We start from the raw sequence: 21,082 nt of genomic DNA on the forward strand, positions 1-21,082 counted from the left end.
GCTATGGGCTACGCTTTCCGCAGGAGCACCAATTGAACGATCATAGGTTCTATGGAAGGGCCATATGAAATAATGAATTTGTTCCCGAGCCCCGGACGGCCCCACAAATCAAAAGGCCGTCCACGACGAGTGTCGCTAAAGGGGTGGGAAACTCAACGGAAATAATGAAAATGGATTGGTAATCTTAATTTAGGCAACCTGTAGAGAAACTGCAGACAGTTCGCCGGACGTAAACACCTGCCTTGGGGAGATAGCGGTGTTTATGTTTTTCGGCACTGTAGCAGAATCTCCAAAATTCCAGGTCACTCGCGAAATCTGTTCGTTGGCTGTTTGGATAAAATAGATGGGGGAACCCAGATTTCGAACTGTTGGTATTTTTGCTATTACCATCTTGCCCAATACCAGAAAGGTCAAGAGCATAAGTAGTAGGTCTAGATTTTTCAAAAAAGTTGTGGTCGTTGTGGTTTAATAGGTTCAAGATGTACGATTTGGATTTGGGCTTTTTATAAATACAGTGGGAAACTGTTTATTTGAGATAAAATTACGAAGGAAAGGGCTTGGGTGTTCGTGCAATTTCGTAAACGGTAGCTTCCTTCCATTTATAGGTAATTGAAAACGTTGGATCGGTAACGCACGGTTTGTTGGTTTGCCAAATGGACATTCCCTTTCCAGTTCTATTCAATTTTTAATTTTAAAGACTCAAAAGAGTCTGTTTTAATTCCAATCAAGCCATACACGGTCTCACCTTTTTTGATCGTTGTTCCCTTGATATCATATGCCAACATTTCGGTTTTAAACCTTTTATTGGCAGAACCGGCGGCTATCATATTTCCACCTGCCAAACCGGGTCCAAGAACAAGTCCAATAGGTGTTGAACTAGTTTGCTGACCGTCCGATCCCGTCGTATATAGATTAACCGGGGTTAAAAGCAAATACCATAGATAGGATGCGGGGCTTTGCTTCAATGTTTTAAAAACCTTGTCATTGTCCAGAATAAATATTTCAGTTCCATCCGCATAGGTCAATTTGGCATCTCTTCCGAACATTAAATCGCTGTCGGAATTATTGGTTATTTTTAGGGCTAAAAGTTTTACTCCTTTTTTCAATTCTTTTTTGGAATATTTTTTATCCAATAGATCATATTTATATTCAAGTTTTACGTTGGCAGTTTCATAAGTTGAAATGTAATTAATGGATTTGGGTTCGATCATTTTGTAGCCGGAGGCACAATTTGTCAAGGTTAAGGTCGCTAAAAGTAAAAGGGGAATCTTAAAGGTTTTCATTTGTTTTTAGGTTTTATGGCAGCAGTCGGTCTATCCGAGGGAATTTTTTCCTGACCTGTTCTTGTTCGGTTCTTTTAAGAAAGTGGGCCTTACGGCTATCGCTTTAATGTAAAATGGTTTTTGTATTCCCTCCCGTCACCAAGATTCAGGGTGAACCAGTAGTCGGATGAAGGCAACGGGTTTCCCTTAAAGGTACCGTCCCAACCGATATCCTCCGGCCGGATTCGCCCTAAGAGCTTACCGTAACGATCGTGGATATGGATTACGGCATCGGGAAAATCCCTTAAGGCTTCAATTTGCCAATAATCGTTTGCTCCGTCGTTGTTGGGACTGAAGAATCTGGGGTAGTTCAACAGGACCACTTCCCTGGAATCCTGTCCACAGCCATCACGGTCCCTGGCGTATACCGTATAGATTCCTCCCGGAAGTCCGTGGAATATGTTGTTATCCTGATACTGCTCCCCATCTATGGAATATTCCAGGTCACCGTCCCCGGAAGCAAGGATCATTATATGATTATCGTTGGAAAAGTCCTCCCCGGTGTCCACTTGCTGGATAATGGCCGGTGCGGTGCGGACCAGACGGAAAGAGACCGAGCTTTCACAGTTGATTCCGTTTTGGACGCTGCCTATAAAAAGGGTATAGGCACCTTCTTTCGAAAGGTTTACCTCCGAAGAATTTGAGAGTAGGGTGCCGTCATCGGCGACCCATGTCCAGGAGTCCGCATCGGGGGCTGCGGTTAAGACCCTGGACGGTTCCAGGTCGCAGAGATAATAGGTTTCCTGAAGATCGATGATAGGCGGTTGGATTACGATAAGGTCAAAGGAAGTTTCCGAATAGCAGTCGGGATTGTTACCCTCGGCCACCCTAACCGTAACTGTTTGGGAATAAGGGTTCTGGTTCCTATAGGAGGTAGAAGGAAAATTGTGCAGCACCTGCCCGTCGGCATCTAGATAAGTGGTCTGCAATTCGTTGCGTTCCCCACGGATAAGGGTTTCTATGCCAGAGGTATCAAAGAGCGCATGGCCGTCTCCCTCATCACAGGCATATAAATTTGGAAGGGGTTGTACACTTGGGGCAACCAAGGCCAACAAGGTACATTGGGTTTCGGCGTAACAATGGGTACGTGGATCGGTGACCCGTATTGTGATTACCTCCCTGTACGGGGTGGAGTTTGTATACGGATTGGGAAGAGGATTGGGGAGCAATACTCCTTGGGCATTAAAATAAGAAACTTCCATTCCGGTCTGGTTGCCGACTACCGCGCCCTCGACCCCGGAGGTATCGAATTCTGCGATACCGTCATCGTCGCACACGATAAGATTTGGGAGGGCATGTACTACGGGTAAGGGACTTACGATAAGGTCGAAGGCGGTCTCGGCGTGAAATGTAGGGTTACTATCGTCCGTCACCCTTGCGGTAACGGTCTGTGAATAAGGGATCTGGTTCCTGTAGGAGACAGAAGGAAAATCGTTCAGTTCCCTTCCATCCATATCCAGATAGGAAACGCTTAGTCCCGTCTGCGAACCGATTATTTGTGTTTCGATCGAGGAGATATCAAACCGGGCAAAGCCGTTTCCCTCGTCACAGGCATATTGGTCGGGCGGTCTCCCCACGGTAGGTGTGTTCAAGACCCGCAAGGTCAATGGGGTCTCTACATAGCAACCTGTAAGCGGGTCGGTGACCCGTACCGTAATCGTTTCCAGATGGGGGATTCTATTGGTATATGGATCCATCAGGGGATAAGGAAGAGGGGATCCTTGGTTATCAAAGTAGGAGACCTCCATTCCAGTCCGATTTCCGAGCACGGCACTTTCAACACCCGAAGTATCAAATTCGGCAAATCCATCGCCATTGTCATCCTGCACCGTCAAATCGTCCAAGAATTGGGCTCGGGGCAGAGGATTTACGATAAGGTCGAAGGAAGTTTCCAAGTAACAAATGGGATGGTTGCTATTCTCCACCCTAACGGTAACAGTCTGGGAATACGGATTTTGGTTTCTATAGGATGCAGAGGGAAAATCTTGCAGTACCTGCCCATTGGTATCCAAATAGAAAACGTTCAGTCCCGTTTGTGAACCGATTATTTGTGTCTCGATCGAGGAGACGTCAAAATGGGCAAAGCCGTTTCCTTCATCGCAGGCGTGCAAATCGGTCGGCCTTCCAATAGTAGGTATGTCGGACACCCTTAAAGTCAACTGGGTCTCGGCGTAACAATCACTAAGCGGATCGGTGACTCGTACCGTAATCGTTTCCAGATTTGGGATCGTATTGGTATATGGATTTGGAAGAGGATAGGGAAGCGGAGATCCTTGGGCATCAAAGTAGGAAACTTCCAATCCGGTCTGGTTGCCGACCACCGAACCTTCGACCCCGGAGGTATCGAATTCAGAAAACCCGTTATTGTCGCACATGATAAGATCTGGGAGGGCATGTGCCACTGGCATGGGGTTTACAATAAGGTCGAAGGTGGTATCGGCGCGAAATGTAGCATCGTTCTCGTCGGTAACACTTGCGGTAACGGTCTGGGAATAGGGCTCTTGGTTCCTATAGGAAGTGGAAGGAAAATTGGGTAATACTTGTCCACTCGTGTCCAGATAGGACACGTTCAATCCGGTTTGTCCACCGATTATTTGCCCTTCAATCGAAGAAACGTCAAAATGGGCAAAGCCGTTCCCTTCGTCACAGGCATAGATGTCGGATGGTTTCATCACTATTGGGGTATTTGAGGCCCGCAAGGTCAAAAGGGTCTCAGCAAAACAACTGGTAATGGGGTCTGCTACCCGTACCGTAATCGTTTCCAGATTTGGGATTGTGTTGGTATATGGATTTGGAAGGGGATAGGGAAGCGGAGATCCCTGGGCATCAAAATAGGACACGTTCACTCCGGTCTGGCTGCCGACCACGGTACTTTCTACACTAGAAGTATCGAATTCGGCAAATCCATCGCCATCGTCATCCTGAACCACCAAATCATTTAAGGGCTGAGCCTGTGGTCGAGGCCTAACAATAAGGTCAAAGGAGGTCTCTGCAGGACATGAAGGTGTAAACGGTTCATTATACTCTACCTCTATGTAAACGGTCTGGGCATGGGGCTGCTGGTTCCTATAGGAGGCTGAAGGGAAACCGGACAGCTCCTGGCCATCGGCATCCATGTAGTAGAATTTTAAATAGGAGGCATTTAAGCCGGTCTGTGTGCCAATTATTTGTGCCTCGATGGCGGAAACATCAAATTCAGCATAGCCGTTCCCCTCGTCACAGGCATAAAGGTTTGGCGGTTGTTCTATGTCAATAGGGGCATGGGTCATCAATGTCCTTTCACTCTCATGGCAGTTTCCGGTAAGCGGATCCGTCACCCGTACCGTAATTACCTCTTGATAGGGCGTTATGTTCGTATATGGATTGGGAAGGGGATCGGGAAGGGGATCTCCATTAGCATAAAAATAAGAGACCTCGTTTCCAAATCCACCAACGACAGATCCCCAGCTAGAAGAATCGAACTGGGTAATACCATCACCATCGGGATCGCAGATGGTGGCCGAGTAACTTAGGGGATAATCCGTGCAGCCAGAAGGTACCTTTGCAGTACCGAACACTTTTAGGTAAAGGTTTGCATCCGGATACCCGTAATTGTCCGCGGTATCGTAAGTGTAAGGGGGGCAGCCACCATTGAGCCAGGTCGGACCGGTTTCACCCTCGGTGGATGCCAAATGGAGGCTATTAGGATGCAATCTTCCCTCTACTTCCACCAAAATTCTTTTGGTATTCGGGGGAACGGTCACCGGAATATTGAAATTGGCGGTCAACATCTTCAAAGGGGTCAACCCATTGTTGGTAGGTGATGTTTCCAATTGAACAAGTTGACTCTTTCCAAGCAATGTGTTTGCGGTTCGGGAGAAGGAGGCCGGGAAATTGTCGTCTATCGCATACACATAGAAAGTCACCCAAGCACCGAGTTCCCTTTCTACCTTGATCTGATAGGCTATTTCGGCAGTATTGATGGTAAGCTCCTCATCTTCGGCAATCCCAAAATCCTGAAGCGTAAAAGTCCGTCCCGTAAATGTCGGACTACACGAAAAAGGTGTACTGGGTACTATTTCCCCAACATTGTGGGTCAATGTTACCTGTGCGGTAAGTACGTGTCCCAATACGGATAGGAACAAGGACATAAGCAGTAGGTTAAGCTTTTTTGGGAACATGGTCAAAATAGTTTTACCAGTCTTGGATTCCTGATTCAGGTCGTCCTTTGGGGGAGACACCTAAACTTAGGAAGCCAGTTGTTATGGTATCAAAATTAAGAGGAAAGAGGGGTTGATGTATTCGGAATCCTCTAAACGGTAGGTTCCGTTTGCTTATCGGTAGTTGTAGTTGATTAACAAGAAATATGGGCTGTCTTTTAGTTTAAAAGATGTTATTGCTAAAATATAATATATTGATAATTAATAAGTTATAAATTAAACTGAAGTTTTTGGAAAACCTTTTCTTAAACGGGTATTGTTTCCAAATTCAATGTATTCTTCCACAAAGTGTAGCGTTTTCTTCCTTTTGGCCGTATAGGTAGGCAACAAATAAAATTTTATAAAAAATGAAAAACTCAAAAAGTGTATGGGAACAAAGGCACTGGACCAAGGGCCTTTATCTTCTATTGTTCATCGGAATTGTATTGGTATCATGTAACAAAGATGATGGTGATTCTAGCTTACCGGGAGAAAATGGGATAAACCTGTTGGTCGGTGCCAAGTTATATAAGGATATGGAGAACAAAAGGTTAAATGGTAAGGGGTCTGAGAATAGTGCGAATTTTGAAATCGTCGCGGTAGAACGAAAAGGGAATTTACTTAACATAAATGTTTCTTATGAGGGATGCCGTGAACGTGTTTTTGATGTGATATGGGAGGGTATCGTACGGGAGACCTCCCCTTGTAAGACCAGCCTGATCCTCTCGCGGAAAATTCTTGATAGTGATGTCAGTTGTGGCAGTGACATGCCAATAAAACCATTTACGGAGACTTTGGAAATAGATCTTGAAAGACTATTTGGGAAAGACAACGCTGAAACCTTGGCCTGTTCCATAGACGTTTATAGCATGCTTAACGAGACCGATTCTCCGGATGAGGAGGTCGTCTTTGAACACCACCTATAGGTAAAACATCAGAGTTAATGGCATATAGGATCCATGTTTAGGGAAGATGTTTAAATCGAATGTTGTAATTAGACCCATTTTTTCACGAAGTGTAGCGTTTCCTTCCCATTGGCCGTATAGGTAGAATAGAAAACAACAAATAACTAATAAATAATAAAGTAAAAAATGAAAAAGTCAAATAGTGTATGGATACCGATGTATCGGATGACGAGGAATCTTTGTTTTATCATGTTGATCGGAATTGTTCTGCTTTCCTGCAACAAGGATAGTGACGATCCCCTTCCAGGGGAAAACAGGATTAACCTAAGGGTAGGTGCCGAGCTATATAACGATTTGGAAACTAAAAGGCTAAATGGCAAAGGGGCCGAGGAAAACGCGGACTTTACCATTGTTGGCATTGAACGCTCCGGTACCTTACTTAGAGTAGATGTTTCCTATGGAGGGGGATGTCAAAACCATTATTTTGATGTGGTCTGGGACGGAATTGTACAGGAGATATTTCCATGCAAGACGGGCTTGATCATTTCCCATAGGAAGGATAACAATGACTTTGGTTGTAACAGGGTGATTACCGATACCTTGGAAATAGACCTTGCAGAACTCTTTGGGAAGGACAATTCCGAGGCCTTGACCTGTTCCATAGAGGTTTACAGTATGCTCAATGAAACCCCCGATCCGGATATTATTTGTTGCCATAATTAGTAGGAGTTCATAAAAACTATGGACACCGGATTTTTGTTTATAACTGTAATTGTTATGAAATAGCTTGGAGACTTATGGCCACGACCTTAGTGGCCATAGCTTTTTTTTAAATAACCCCCGTTTGAAAAGAATACCAAAAGAAACCATCCCTAGGGAAAAGCTGGAAGAGTTGCTTGTATCCAACTGTAAACTCAGAAAAAAAGGTAGTCAGGAGTTGTTGTACAAACATTTTTACGGCTATGCCTTTAAGATAAGCAGGTTGAATACCTACTCCAGAGAGGAGGCCGTAGATGTCCTTAATGATAGTTTTATCAAGGTTTTTGGTTCAATTGGCAAATTTCAGGAAGGAAAGTCCTTTAAACCATGGCTTAAACGAATCATTGTAAATACGTCGGTGGATAATTTTAGAAGTAAAAAAGAAAAATTCTTGAGTTTGGAACCCGTTACAATGGGGAACACCCGGATCGATGCCGAAGCGATTTCCCTGCTGAACGTGGCCGATATTTTAGCGGCGTTGGATCGATTACCCAGATTACACCGATTGGTTTTTACCTTATTCGAGATTCAAGGGTATACCCATGGAGAAATTGCAGAAATGCTGGACATAGGAGAAAGTAGTTCGAGAACATTTTTGGCAAGGGCCAAAAAGAAATTGAGAGTTGTATTGCAAAACCAAGTAAAATCCGCAACATGAAAGATTCTATTGACGATAAAATTGTGGAGCAGATCAAAGGAGTTTTTGATCATTGGGAGGAGCCTTACAATCCGGAAGACTTGGAAAAGCTCCTCAAAAAGAAGAAAAAGAACCGAAAGGTAATTCTATGGCTTCCCTTTCGCTATGCGGCCGTTGTGTTGGTTCTCTTTACCACAGCGGTGCTTGTACATAATTTTTTGAAAAATGAAGGTGAAAATGAATTTGATCTGCCCATAGAACAAAATACGGAGGAGGTCCATAAGGAGAAAAATATAGAGAAAGACCAATTCGAAAAAGGAAGCCGCCCAGAGCAAAAAATAGATATACTGCAAAATACGGAAGCAACGGTTTCCCGAGAAAGGGATGAAAACGGGGTTCTTACCGAAAAGGAGATAAGCAATAATGGTAAGGGCCCCATTAAGAAAGGCGTTACAGTAGAAAGTAACACCTCCGAAAACCCAAGTGGAATCAAAAGTGATCCGTCAGGGGAAAAATCACTGTTTTCCAAAGAAGCGGACAGTACGGCATGGGTTGAGGGCACCTTGCCAAAAACCGATTTGGATAATAAAAAAATAATCGCAGAGACCAATGAGAGAGAAAAAATGGCCCGGGTAGAAGAGGAGGCCGCCAAGGAATTGCTTGAAGGGAAACTTGATGAAGAAACCTTGGATGAGGTATTACAGAGCAAAATCAGGTTTGGGGTAGTATTGTCACCCATGGTCAATTATAACCAGGGTACTGGCCAAAGCAATGTGACCTTTTCTGGAGGTGCTGCTTTAGAGGTACCCGTTCTTAAAAATATAGATTTTTATACCGGACTGTCCCTGATCAATCAACGCATTCACTTTGAGGAGAACGCGTTGTTCAATCGGGGAGAGGGAACCCAGTTGAAATCCAGGCAGGTGATTCTAACGGGACTGGAACTACCACTGAACCTAAAGTATAATTTCAGAATCGGGGAAAAGCAATGGTTTGCCACTGCGGGGGTGTCTTCCACTACCTATTTTCAGGAGGAGGTCGAATCTACCTTTCAGGACACCAGAATTGTTTTTGATGAGGGACTGAACGGGGTCACGGAAGCCCGGACCCAGGAAAGCCTTAGGACGGAGAGGGAGAACGCACAGTCCGAATCCGGGAGTTTTAACTTTGCCGGGATATTGAATCTATCCATCGGCATTGAACTTCCCATTAACAACAAAAAACAATCCCTTATCGTTGAGCCCTTTATTAATAGCTCACTTTCCCCTGTCACTAGGGAAAATGTTGATTTCACCAATGGCGGGGTAAAGCTGAGACTAAATTTCAACTCCTTCTAAATGTGTACCCCTGGGCAGGGGAATTGTACTAGATGAAGAGCAATTGTGTGCCTTCTTGATCGGCCCTATTATAAAAATCCCCTATGGTAAGGATGCCTTCGATTTCATCGATCAAATCTTCTTCCTTTAAGTGGAACATATCAACGGCCAATTTACAGGCCCAAAGCCTACATCCGGAATCCGATAGGATTTCCAAAAATTCACCAACAGGCGGCATATCCAGTTTTTCCATTTCCTTTTTCATCATACTGGTGGCCAAGGCCTCCACGCCCGGTAGGCCGCCCAACATGGTTGGAATATGCATGGCAGGGTTGCCTACTGTGGCCACACGCAAATGCTCCAGTTTTTTCTTCTGGATGGCCTCCAATCCGAAGAAAGTAAAGAATATCTCGGACTCAATGCCTTCCATCCGGGCACCATTGGCCATGATAAAGGCCGCATATACATTTTCTATGGTGGCTTTGGAAAGGATGAACATCATTTTCCGCACTTTGGTCTTGCTCATGATTTTTGATTTAAATGGTTCTACAAATACTGGTTTAGATACAACTTTTGGGTTTGGGTATCCCGGCAATCATCGTGGCTTTTTTTAATGGGCCACCTGGAAACAGCTTGTAAAATTCCTTGATATTGATAACACCGCTTTTTTTGATACCCCGAATGGATAGCGGTTCTTCCTTTTGGAATTTATCGTGAATGTAATCTATGACCTCCCAATGCCTATCCGTCATGGCGATGTCCTGCTCCTTGGCGATTTCCTCACCGATTTCCTTACTCCATTGTGAAAAATCGGTCAAATACCCTTCTTCATTTACTGAAATAGTGCGTTGTGCGATTAACTTTTCCATCTTACGTTGTTTTAGTTTATTGAGATTCTATTTTTTCAAAATGTTTGCCTTTTGTACTCATGTTCGCCGATACGAATGGAATATGTGTGCCTTTTAACAACATGTTCCAATACACCCATTTAAAGGCCATCTTGCCCATGTGGTTGGCCCTGCTTTCTTTCAATAACTGCAATGGGCCCACACCGGGGAACGGAAAGGTTCCCTCAACGGGTTCGTGGGTGTAGTTGAAATCGATGAGCAAAGCCTTGCCATTACCGGTCTCGATAAAGCAATTGGCATGTCCATCAAATTCCTCTTTCAAAGGTTCTCCCTTGATGTAATGAAGTATGTTTTCGGTCAATATTTCCGCCTCAAAATGTGCTACCGATCCGGCCTTGGAGGTCGGTAGGTTGGTAGCATCACCTATGGCGAATATGTTTTCATGATCCAAGGTCTGTAACGTAGCTTTGTCGGTTGGAATATGGTTCAATTCATCGCCCATCCCCGAGCGCTCCAATAGCGCGTCCCCCATATTCGTAGGTACTGTAACCAAAAGGTCATAGTCAACTTCCGTATCGGCATAATCGATTATCTTGTTGTTTTCGTAATCGACACGTTCTATATTAAAATCGGTAACTTCCTTAATGTTTTTTTCCTCCAACAAGTAATGTAAGGCCTTGGTTGCCCTAGGTTTGGTAAATGCACCACTTAGGGGGGTAACGAAGGTAATGTCCACTTTGTCCCGCATGCCTTTGTTCTTGAAATATGAGTCGGCCAAGAATACAAATTCAAGAGGGGCTATAGGACATTTAATGGGCATTTCGCTGATATGTACCACTAATTTTCCACCTTCCCATTTCCGCAGTTTATTACGTAGGGCCTTGGCTCCTTCATAGGTATAAAAGTCAAAGATGTTCTTGTACCATCCGGGGCCGTCCATGCCTTCTATTTCTTCCGGGGCTATGTTCGTTCCCGTTGCAACGATCAGTATATCATAGGGCAGTTCTTCCCCATCCTCAAGTTTCACCATATTTTTTTCGGGTAGGATGAGTTCAATTTTTTTCTGGATATAATTTGCCGCTTTCGGAATGAATTTTCTACCGTCTTTTTTTACTTGTTTTGTGGTATAGATATCAAAGGGCAGGAATAGAAATCCCGGTTGATAGTAATGTGTTTTGTACTGATCTACTATGGTAATTTTCCATTCTTTTTTGGGAAGCTTCCCAATGAGATGGTTTGCCATCATGGTACCTGATGTTCCCGCTCCCAATATGACCAAATTTTTCATGCTTTCTAATCTTTATCTTTCCCTATTTTACACACATAAAGTTATTGGGATGTCCTTTCAAAAGACATGACAAATGTCAGGATTGGGGTTAAAACTTGGTAACAATTGTTACATAAAACAGCTCAAAATCAATAGTTTAACCAAGTTTTGGGCTTGTGTTTCATGATACGAAATAGATTGGTGCCGCTTTGGAGCAGAACGGGATTTGGCAGAAAGCGGACAAAAAATATTGCGGATCGTTACCCCCGAACCCATTTGAGGTGACAATCCGCAATGCTTCTAGACCCACCCTTTTTTCTAGGGGGCGGGAATCCTATAAATTAAATCAGTTATCGGCTTTTATGGCTGCCTGGGCAACGGAGATCCGTGCTATAGGAACCCTAAAAGGGGAACAACTTACATAGTTCATTCCTAGGGTATAACAGAATTCCACGGAGCTGGGTTCTCCGCCATGTTCGCCGCAAATACCGACTTTTAAATCAGGTTTGGTGTTTCTACCACGTTCTGTTCCCATTTTCACTAACTGTCCTACGCCTTTTTGATCCAAGACCTCAAAAGGATCTGCCGTCAAAATTCCTTTTTCCAGATAAATGGGTAGGAATTTACCGGCATCATCCCGTGAATAACCAAAGGCCATCTGGGTAAGATCGTTTGTTCCAAAGGAGAAGAAATCGGCACGTTCCGCAATGGAATCGGCCATCAAGGCAGCCCTGGGGACTTCGATCATGGTTCCTACCAAATAATCAATGGTATCGCCATACTCCTCGAATACCTTTTTCGCAGTTTCCTTGATTACCTTTTCCTGCTCCATAAATTCATTTAAGGTACCGACCAAGGGGATCATAATTTCCGGTTTGGAGACGATACCTTTCTCCTTTATGTTTAGGGCGGCCTCAATAATGGCCCTGGTCTGCATTTCGGTTATTTCAGGATAGGTATTTCCCAACCTACATCCCCTATGGCCCAACATAGGATTGAATTCCTGTAGTTCCGCCACTTTGTTTTTAACGGCCAACAAGGAAATATGCATATCCTCGGCCAACTCCTTTTGTGTAGCCAGTTGGTGGGGCACAAATTCATGCAGTGGGGGATCAAGAAGGCGAATGGTAACAGGATGCCCGTCCATGGCTTCAAAAATACCTTCAAAGTCCTTGCGTTGCATGGGCAACAAGTCTTCCAAGGCATGTTTTCTGCCTTTTACGGTATCCGCCAAGATCATTTCACGCATGGTCTTGATACGGTCTACTTCAAAGAACATATGCTCGGTACGGGCCAGTCCTATGCCCTGTGCCCCAAATTTACGGGCAACTTTGGCATCTTTCGGGGAATCCGCATTGGTGCGTACCTCCATAGCTCCATATTTATCCGCCAATTTCATGATTTCGCCAAATTCCCCACTTAGTTCGGGCTCGCTTGTGGCTACCTTACCTTCAATAATATTCCCGGTGGATCCGTTCAAGGAAATCCAATCCCCTTCATGATACACTTTTCCATCTACGGTCAAGGTCCGTCTTTTATAGCTGATTTTCAGTGCACCGGCTCCGGAAATACAGCATTTCCCCATTCCCCTGGCAACCACTGCGGCATGGGAAGTCATTCCGCCCCGGGCCGTTAGGATACCCTTGGCAATGTTCATTCCCTCAAGATCCTCGGGGGAAGTTTCTATCCGCGTTAAGATACTATGACGGAATTTATGTGCCTCGTCTGCAAAAAATACAATTTGTCCCGTTGCGGCTCCTGGGGAGGCAGGAAGGCCTTGGGCAATGACATGCGCCCTTTTTAAGGCTTTTTGGTCAAAAACGGGGTGTAGCAACTCGTCCAGTTTATTAGGCTCTATGCTAAGCAGTGCCTCCTTTTCGTCAATCAATCCTTCCTTGAGCAGATCCATGGCTATTTTTACCATGGCGGCCCCGGTACGTTTTCCATTTCGCGTCTGTAGTATCCAAAGTTTTCCTTCTTGAATGGTGAACTCCATATCCTGCATATCACGATAATGCTTTTCCAAAATCTCTTGATAGTTGTGGAGTTCCTTGTAGATGGTAGGCATCAACTCCTCTAACGAGGGATAGGAGACTAGACGTTCATTTTCATTGATCTTGGCAAGTTCTGCCCATCGTTTTGATCCCAAGGTAGTAATCTGTCGCGGGGTACGTACACCGGCAACCACATCCTCTCCTTGGGCATTGATCAAATATTCTCCGTTAAATACGTTTTCACCTGTTCCGGCATCGCGGGTAAAGCATACCCCAGTACCCGAACTATCACCCATGTTGCCATAGACCATGGCCTGTACGTTTACTGCAGTACCCCAATCTCCGGGATAGCCATGCATTTTCCGATAGTATAGGGCACGGTCTCCGTTCCAACTATTGAACACGGCAATAATGGCTCCCCATAATTGTTGCCAGGGATCTGTTGGAAAATTGGTACCGGTACGTTTTTTTATGATATCCTTAAAGTCATAGACCAAGTCCTTTAGGTCCTGAACGGTGAATTGGGTATCCAGTTCAATTTCTCGTTTTTCCTTTAAGTGTTCCATTATTTCCTCAAAGGGGTCGATATCGTCCTTGGATTCAGGTTTCATACCAAGAACCACACCTCCGTACATTTGGATAAATCTACGGTAGGAGTCCCAGGCAAATCGGTCATTCCTGGTCTTGGCCGCAAGTCCCTTTACCACTTCATCATTGAGCCCTAGATTTAAGACGGTATCCATCATTCCGGGCATGGAAACACGCGCACCTGATCGTACTGAGATCAAAAGGGGGTTCTTTGGATTGCCAAACTCAGCTCCCATGATTTTTTCGATATTGGCAATGGCCTGTTCGGTATCCTTTTCGATTAGTTTTAAAGTTTCTTCCTCCCCTAGCTCATTATATTCGGTACAGACTTCCGTGGTTATGGTAAACCCAGGTGGAACTGGAATACCGATAGCGCTCATCTCGGCCAAGTTGGCACCTTTTCCCCCAAGTAAGTTACGCATGGTACTGTTCCCGTCGGCGGATTTGTCACCAAATCGATAGACCCTTTTTCTAACTTCTTCCATTATTTCCATACTATTGTTTTTTAAGGTTTAACTAAAACTAGGACGGTTCAAAAATATGGACTTCATGTTGGCGTTTTCATGACATTTATCACCTTACGCGTATAAAATTTGGTAACAATGGTTACAAAAAAAGGGATTGCAGGGAATACGAATACCGGCCTCTTTTATTATATGGGAATTAGCTTTATTTTTGATGATGTTTTGGCAAAATGATTTGCTTGACAGAGGAGGGGTGATGATTTCGGGAATTACCGATTACCCTTATAACAAGTGGTTTTATGAAGTTAAATGACGTGGGCGAACAGCTGTCAAGGATTATTGAAAATACAGTGGATACGGAAACCCGTAATTGGTTGGGGGAAAAGATCCGCAAAATCATCGATGAAGGAAGTGTTCGGGATATGTATCTGACCTACAGCCTTATTCCTTCCAAGATTATTAATAGCGACGTCCAAGGAATCCATTCTGGAAACGATTTGGATGATTACTTGTTTGCCCAAAATGCGAATATCCAACAAATTTCAAGAATCTATGTATTGATCAGTGTGCTGAACGCAGATAGGGAATTCTTTACACCCAAGGTTGCCAATATTATTCAGGTGGCGGATACAGGGGAACTTGAGACTTTTTTAAAGTTCTTGATATTGCTGCCTAATCCGGAGGCGTACAGGACCCAGGCCGTTAATGCATTACGAACCAACGTACCCACCGTTTTTAATGCCATAGCCCTTAATAACCCATATCCCGCATTGTTCTTTGACGAGCAACAATGGAACCAGATGTATCTCAAAACCGCCTTTATGCAAGGGGATTTGAGCGCAATACGGGATATTGACAAAAGGGCGAACAAAGAATTGGCCCGCATTATTTCAGATTATGCCCATGAGCGTTGGGCGGCCTCTAGGGATATCGATCCCTATTTTTGGCGTCCGGTATCGGGGTTTCTGAATGCTGCCCTTTTAGCGGATATGAAACGGTTATTGGATAGTGCCGATTCCATAGAAAATAGGGCCGGAGCCTTGTGTTGTTATTACTCGGGTACTCCTGAAGCCAAAAAATTATTGGCGGGTTATCCCCGTTTGCAGGAACAGATTACGAATAAAATACTGAGTTGGAAAACCCTAAAAGATTGAATATGGAAGATAAAATGATGTTTATAGACTCACACATTCATATGACATCCAGAACCACGGATGATTATGAAGCTATGGCAGAGGCGGGGGTCGTGGCCGTAATCGAGCCCTCTTTTTGGCTGGGGCAGGCACGTACCCAAGTGGGCTCATTTCAAGATTATTATAGCAGTTTGGTAGGCTGGGAACCTTTTAGGGCCAGTCAGTTTGGTATACAGCATTATTGTACCATCGGCCTAAATTCCAAAGAAGCCAATAATGAAGCTTTAGCGGAGGAAGTGATCGAATTGCTGCCTTTGTATCTCCACAAGGAAAATGTGGTTGCCATCGGTGAAATAGGATACGATGACCAAACCCCGGCCGAGGACAAGTATTTTCGTGTTCAATTGGAAATGGCCAAAGAGCTCGGTATGGTGGTGCAGGTACATACGCCGCACCGTGATAAGAAATCAGGCACGATTCGAAGTATGGAGGTATGTTTGGAACATGGTCTGGATCCTGCCATGGTAGTCATTGATCATAACAATGAGGAAACTGTACAGGAAGTACTGGATAGGGGCTTTATTGCCGCCTTTACCATCTACCCCAAGACAAAAATGGGGAACGAACGCATGGTAGAAGTGGTCAGGAAATATGGTAGCACGGACATCATTGTGGATAGCTCCGCAGATTGGGGCGTAAGTGATCCCTTAGCGGTCCCCAAAACCGCCAACCTGATGCTAAAAAGGGGTATACCGAAGGAGGATGTTATTAAGACCTGCTATCAAAACGCCTTGGATATCTATGGAAAAAATGGAAAGATGAAGGAATCCGATTGGTTGAACCCTAAGGGAATCGATCAGACCAAATTATATAATGACAATAGCGTATTGCGCGGTCAAGTCCCTAAGGTGGATTCGGATAAAATCGTATAAATGCGCACTATTCTAAAAGGATATCTGCGGTTGGCCCGCCCGGCCAATCTGCCTACCGCAGCCGCGGATATTTTGGCAGGTATCGCCATTGCTGGGGTACTCTCCAACGACCTTGTCGGTTTCGAGGTAATTTCCAAAATGATTTTTTTGGTTTTTGCTTCGGTCTTTCTGTATGCAGGTGGGGTAGTCCTTAACGATGTATTCGACTTGGACCTGGATAAGGTAGAGCGACCGGAAAGACCCATCCCAAGTGGATTGATTCCTTTAAGATCAGCAGCAATTTATGGGGTTGTTTTGTTAATCCTAGGTATAGGATTGGCTTTTTTTTCTGGACGGGTCAGTGGTGTTATTTCCGTTGTTTTGGCTTTTTTCATTGTCCTTTATGACGCATTTTCAAAAAAGGATGGTTTTTTGGGCCCTATGAACATGGGATTGTGTAGGGGATTGAACCTGATATTGGGCATGTCGATCATGGGAGGGGCCGCCCAATGGTGGTATGCTATAATTCCTTTGGTATATATCTTTGCCATTACGGTAATAAGTAGGGGGGAAGTACACGGAAATAATAAGAACCATATCATCTGGGCCGGAGTATTGTACAATCTGGTTATATTAGCCGTAATTACCTTAATTATGTCCCAAACCGATAATATACTACAGGCAGTTCCTTTTTTGGCGCTCTTCGCTTTTTTGGTCTTCAGGCCCTTGATTCGTGCCTACCGCATCAATTCCCCTGAAAACATAAAAAAGGCGGTAATAGCAGGTGTACTTTCGTTAATTGTTCTGGATGCTTCCTTGGCCGTAGGTTTTTCAGTTTGGTGGTATGGCCTTTTGTTGTTGTTATTACTGCCTTTATCCATATTTTTGTCGAAGCTTTTTGCCGTTACCTAAACCAAACCGATGCATTTAAGATCTATAGAACAATCCTTTACTGTAACGTACACGTATAAACTGCACTTTACACAAAAACTGTTCGGTACCCATAATACGTTGTTCAGGGATGTTTTTGAGGGGTATAAAAAGAATGGAAGGGTAAAGGCTTTTTTTGTTATCGATAAGGGTGTCCATGAGCATCATCCTGACCTGGATAGGGAGATAAAGGACTATTGTATAGCGTATCCCGATACGATTCAGTATACGGGAAGTCTTATCATTGAGGGAGGGGAACAATGCAAAAATGACCCTGGGAATGTTACCTCAATCTTGGAGAAAATCAATACCAATTCCATTTGTAGACATTCCTTCGTAGTAGTTATTGGTGGTGGTGCCATAATAGATATGGTCGGCTATGCGGCAGCGATTGCGCACCGTGGGGTAAAGTTGATTCGCGTTCCTACCACTGTACTTTCCCAGAACGATTCCGCAGTGGGGGTAAAGAACAGTGTCAACAGCTTCGGCAAGAAAAACTTTGTGGGCACTTTTGCACCGCCCTATGCGATAATCAATGATACGGATTTTCTAAAGACTCTAGAGCACAGGGATTGGATCGCCGGGATAGCCGAAGCCATAAAAGTAGCCTTGATCAAGGATAAAAAGTTTTTTGCATACCTAGAGGATAATACCCAAAAATTAAGGAATAGGGATATGGCCGCTATGCAATATGTAATCCACAAATGTGCCGAAATGCATATGGCCCATATTGCCCAGGGAGGCGACCCCTTTGAAAGCGGTTCTTCCAGACCCTTGGATTTTGGCCATTGGGCCGCCCACAAATTGGAGCAAATGTCCAACTACGGACTCAGACATGGTGAGGCCGTGGCAAAGGGTATCGCCCTGGACATAACCTATGCACAGCTAATAGGTCTTATTTCCGAAGATACCCAAAATAACGTTCTGGATGTAATGCAAAAAACCGGGCTCGATTTACACATTCCAGTGGAAACCGAAAAAGAAATACAGGAATTGTTGCAAGGCATTGAGGAATTTCGGGAACATTTGGGAGGGGAGCTTTGTATTACCCTAATTTCGGAAATAGGAGAGAAGCACGATGTAAACAAAATCGATTTAGACCTTATGCAACGCGCGATTACAGGTCTAAACGATAGTTGCAAAATAAGAATAGAATAACCAAAATGCAGATAAACGGAACACATCAGCTTACCTATTGTACCAATATCCATCCGGGATCCAATTGGGAAAATACATTTAATAGTCTAAGGGATTATGTTCCGAGTATTAAGGCAAAGGTAGCTCCAAATCAGCCTTTCGGATTAGGTTTACGTTTGTCCAACAAAGCAAGTGAAGAACTTCATGAAGCCAATCATTTAACGGAATTTAAGGAGTGGTTGTCGCAAAATAACCTGTACGTATTTACTATGAACGGGTTCCCATATGGCAACTTCCATGATGAACGCGTAAAGGAGGAAGTACATGCCCCGGACTGGACTACCCGGGAAAGGGTTACGTATACCAAACGCCTTTTTGAGCAGTTGGCGGAATTACTTCCGGCCGGAATGTCCGGTGGGATCTCTACCTCGCCTATCAGTTATAAATACTGGCACGCCACGGAAGACTTAAAAAGAAAGGCTTTTGAAACTGGGGCCAAACATCTTGCAGAAATCGTATTGCAACTGCGGGATTTAGAGTCCACTACGGGCAGGTATCTACATTTGGACATTGAGCCCGAGCCTGATGGTCTTCTGGAAAACAGCAAGGAGGTAGTCCATTTCTTTGCAGATTACTTACTGCCAATAGCCATTCCTATATTACGGGACAGGATTGGAACTAGCGATGTAGAATCGGAGAGACTGATTAAAAAATATATTACGGTCTGCTACGACATTTGTCATTTTTCCTTGGCCTATGAAGAACCGGAGTATACCTTTCAAAAGTTTGCCGGGGCGGGAATCCAAGTTGGAAAGATTCAGGTAAGTGCTGCCCTAAAAATTCTTTTTGATGAAAAAGACAAAGATGCGATTTGGGCGTCCCTTTCCCGATTTGATGAACCTACTTATTTGCATCAAGTCACCGAAAAAAAGGAAGGGAGGGTGAAGACCTATAACGATTTGCCCATAGTTTTGGAGCAGAAGAACGATTTTATCGAGTTAAGGGCCCACTTTCACGTTCCTATTTTCTTGGAGCGTTTTGATACCCTGTATTCTACCCAGGATCACATTTTGAAGGTAATCGACTATCTGAAAAAGCACACCGTATCCGAGCATTTGGAAATCGAGACCTACACCTGGGATGTACTTCCCAAAGCGTTAAAACGCGAACTGTCAGAATCTATTATTCGGGAGATTAATTGGCTAAAGGATAGAATGTAATCCCATGCAAAAGACGGTAGTCATTAATGTGGTGGGGTTGACCAAAAGGCTCGTTGGCGAATACACTCCTTTTATAAAATCCTTTTTGGAACAAGGAAAATCAACGGTTATCCAACCGGTGCTTCCCGCAGTTACCTGTTCCGCACAATCGACCTACCTTACCGGGAAATACCCTTCGGAACACGGCATCGTGAGCAATGGATGGTATTTCAAGGACGAATGTGAGGTGAAATTTTGGCGGCAATCCAATAAGTTGGTACAAAGTGAAAAAATTTGGGACAGGCTTAAAAAGAAAGATTCGAATTTTACCTGTGCCAACCTGTTTTGGTGGTATAATATGTATGCCAATACCGATTATAATGTAACACCACGACCTAATTATTTGGCGGATGGAAGAAAGATACCTGATATCTATTCCCACCCTGCAACCTTACGGGATACACTGCAAGAGGAATTGGGAACGTTTCCGCTGTTCCATTTTTGGGGTCCGAAAACATCCATAAAGTCCAGCCAGTGGATAGCGGATGCCACCCTGCGAACGGATGAAATTCATAATCCAACACTTACCTTGGTCTACCTCCCGCATCTGGATTATAACCTGCAGCGTTATGGCCTTGATTTCAATATCATATCCAAGGATTTGCAGGAGATCGATGCCGTGGTAAAGCAATTGGCGGAGCATTATCGGAAACAAGGAGCACATATCATCCTGCTTTCGGAATATGGAATTACCAACGTAAATCGTCCGATACACTTGAATCGAATACTTCGAAAAGCCGGATTCATAAACATCCGTACGGAAAGGGGATTGGAACTTTTGGATGCTGGTGCAAGTAGCGCCTTTGCCGTTGCGGACCATCAGATTGCACATGTATATCTAAATGATAGCTCCATTAAATCCAAGGTTCGGGAAATATTGGAAAAAGTAGAAGGGGTAGAAAAGGTATTGTCAGATCATGAAATACGGGAAGCGTATTTAGATCACGACCGCTGTGGCGATTTGGTAGTGATAGCGGACAAGGATTCCTGGTTTACCTATTATTTTTGGTTGGATAATGCTAAGGCCCCGGATTTTGCCCGTATGGTGGATATTCATAAAAAACCGGGATACGACCCTGTGGAAATGCATACGGATCCCAAGGATAAATGGGTTATGGCCAAGGTTATCGGTAAGCTTATCAAAAAGAAATTAGGCTTCCGAACCGTGATGGACATTATTCCTTTGGATGCCAACTTGATCAAGGGGTCACATGGTAGGGTTCCAGAGCATGTGGAAGATTATCCCATCTTCATTACAAACAATAGCTCAGCAAACTTAACGGAACAAATGCCTCCGACCGAAGTATTTTACCAATTGGAAAATCATGTTTGCAATAAGCATTGATACGACCATCGGTATTGGAAGTCCATTATTTTTATATTTTTAAGGAATAGGCTTTATCCAGATAAGGAAAGAGTCGCGCTTCCAGGAAC

At 44.1% G+C, this 21,082-nt stretch carries 17 protein-coding genes; 10 read left to right on the forward strand and 7 right to left on the reverse strand.

Going from position 1 to position 21,082, the window contains the following annotated elements; genetic code table 11:
- Positions 1–189: 189 nt before the first annotated feature.
- From ACO06Y_RS13250 to ACO06Y_RS13260, 3 genes are all read right to left on the reverse strand, one after another.
- Complete coding sequence (locus tag ACO06Y_RS13250) at positions 190–444, reverse strand: hypothetical protein (protein WP_422079455.1); 255 nt, start codon at positions 442–444, stop codon at positions 190–192.
- 230 nt (positions 445–674) lie between these two features.
- Positions 675–1,283, reverse strand: a complete 609-nt coding sequence (locus ACO06Y_RS13255) for a hypothetical protein (protein WP_422079456.1) — start codon at positions 1,281–1,283, stop codon at positions 675–677.
- A gap of 95 nt (positions 1,284–1,378) precedes the next feature.
- Entirely contained in the window at positions 1,379–5,482 is a 4,104-nt protein-coding gene (locus tag ACO06Y_RS13260; RefSeq protein ID WP_422079457.1) for a T9SS type B sorting domain-containing protein, read from the reverse strand.
- Between the two features lie 386 nt (positions 5,483–5,868).
- On the opposite strand from ACO06Y_RS13260, the gene ACO06Y_RS13265 reads away from it, so the two are divergent.
- The 4 genes from ACO06Y_RS13265 (at position 5,869) to ACO06Y_RS13280 (ending at position 9,138) form a co-directional block, all read left to right on the forward strand.
- Positions 5,869–6,426 (forward strand): hypothetical protein, encoded by a 558-nt coding sequence (locus ACO06Y_RS13265; protein WP_422079458.1) that lies wholly within the window; start codon positions 5,869–5,871, stop codon positions 6,424–6,426.
- Positions 6,427–6,591: 165 nt separating this feature from the next.
- Complete coding sequence (locus ACO06Y_RS13270; protein ID WP_422079459.1) at positions 6,592–7,128, forward strand: hypothetical protein; 537 nt, start codon at positions 6,592–6,594, stop codon at positions 7,126–7,128.
- A 121-nt stretch (positions 7,129–7,249) separates the two neighbouring features.
- On the forward strand, positions 7,250–7,822 hold the full coding sequence (locus ACO06Y_RS13275) for an RNA polymerase sigma factor (RefSeq protein ID WP_422079460.1): 573 nt from the start codon (positions 7,250–7,252) through the stop codon (positions 7,820–7,822).
- Complete coding sequence (locus ACO06Y_RS13280) at positions 7,819–9,138, forward strand: outer membrane beta-barrel protein (RefSeq protein WP_422079461.1); 1,320 nt, start codon at positions 7,819–7,821, stop codon at positions 9,136–9,138. The genes ACO06Y_RS13275 and ACO06Y_RS13280 overlap by 4 nt, the downstream gene beginning before the upstream one ends.
- A 28-nt stretch (positions 9,139–9,166) precedes the next feature.
- Here the strand turns inward: ACO06Y_RS13280 and ACO06Y_RS13285 are convergent, their stop codons facing one another.
- The 4 genes from ACO06Y_RS13285 to ppdK form a co-directional block, all read right to left on the reverse strand.
- Complete coding sequence (locus ACO06Y_RS13285) at positions 9,167–9,643, reverse strand: DsrE/DsrF/DrsH-like family protein (protein WP_422079462.1); 477 nt, start codon at positions 9,641–9,643, stop codon at positions 9,167–9,169.
- A gap of 34 nt (positions 9,644–9,677) precedes the next feature.
- Positions 9,678–9,986 carry a TusE/DsrC/DsvC family sulfur relay protein gene (locus ACO06Y_RS13290; protein ID WP_422079463.1) on the reverse strand — a complete coding sequence of 103 codons (309 nt, stop codon included), beginning with the start codon at positions 9,984–9,986 and terminating at the stop codon, positions 9,678–9,680.
- A 16-nt stretch (positions 9,987–10,002) separates the two neighbouring features.
- Positions 10,003–11,253 carry a type III sulfide quinone reductase, selenoprotein subtype gene (gene sqr / locus ACO06Y_RS13295; protein ID WP_422079464.1) on the reverse strand — a complete coding sequence of 417 codons (1,251 nt, stop codon included), beginning with the start codon at positions 11,251–11,253 and terminating at the stop codon, positions 10,003–10,005.
- Positions 11,254–11,578: 325 nt separating this feature from the next.
- Positions 11,579–14,308: a pyruvate, phosphate dikinase gene (gene ppdK, locus ACO06Y_RS13300; RefSeq protein WP_422079465.1), complete on the reverse strand. Its 2,730-nt coding sequence runs from the start codon at positions 14,306–14,308 to the stop codon at positions 11,579–11,581.
- Positions 14,309–14,577: 269 nt separating this feature from the next.
- On the opposite strand from ppdK, the gene ACO06Y_RS13305 reads away from it, so the two are divergent.
- Genes ACO06Y_RS13305 through ACO06Y_RS13330 form a run of 6 tightly spaced genes read left to right on the forward strand, consistent with a single transcriptional unit; the run spans position 14,578 to position 20,993 of the window.
- On the forward strand, positions 14,578–15,432 hold the full coding sequence (locus tag ACO06Y_RS13305) for an EboA domain-containing protein (protein WP_422079466.1): 855 nt from the start codon (positions 14,578–14,580) through the stop codon (positions 15,430–15,432).
- Between the two features lie 2 nt (positions 15,433–15,434).
- Positions 15,435–16,343 carry a TatD family hydrolase gene (locus ACO06Y_RS13310; protein ID WP_422079467.1) on the forward strand — a complete coding sequence of 303 codons (909 nt, stop codon included), beginning with the start codon at positions 15,435–15,437 and terminating at the stop codon, positions 16,341–16,343.
- Complete coding sequence (gene eboC / locus ACO06Y_RS13315; RefSeq protein WP_422079468.1) at positions 16,344–17,234, forward strand: UbiA-like protein EboC; 891 nt, start codon at positions 16,344–16,346, stop codon at positions 17,232–17,234. It begins immediately after the preceding gene.
- A gap of 9 nt (positions 17,235–17,243) precedes the next feature.
- Positions 17,244–18,410: a 3-dehydroquinate synthase gene (locus ACO06Y_RS13320; RefSeq protein ID WP_422079469.1), complete on the forward strand. Its 1,167-nt coding sequence runs from the start codon at positions 17,244–17,246 to the stop codon at positions 18,408–18,410.
- A 5-nt stretch (positions 18,411–18,415) separates the two neighbouring features.
- Positions 18,416–19,609: a metabolite traffic protein EboE gene (gene eboE / locus ACO06Y_RS13325; protein WP_422079470.1), complete on the forward strand. Its 1,194-nt coding sequence runs from the start codon at positions 18,416–18,418 to the stop codon at positions 19,607–19,609.
- A 4-nt stretch (positions 19,610–19,613) separates the two neighbouring features.
- On the forward strand, positions 19,614–20,993 hold the full coding sequence (locus ACO06Y_RS13330) for an alkaline phosphatase family protein (RefSeq protein ID WP_422079471.1): 1,380 nt from the start codon (positions 19,614–19,616) through the stop codon (positions 20,991–20,993).
- The last annotated feature ends 89 nt before the right edge of the window (positions 20,994–21,082 follow it).

The sequence above is a fragment of the Ulvibacterium sp. genome, from assembly GCF_965228935.1.
GTDB lineage: Bacteria > Bacteroidota > Bacteroidia > Flavobacteriales > Flavobacteriaceae > Ulvibacterium.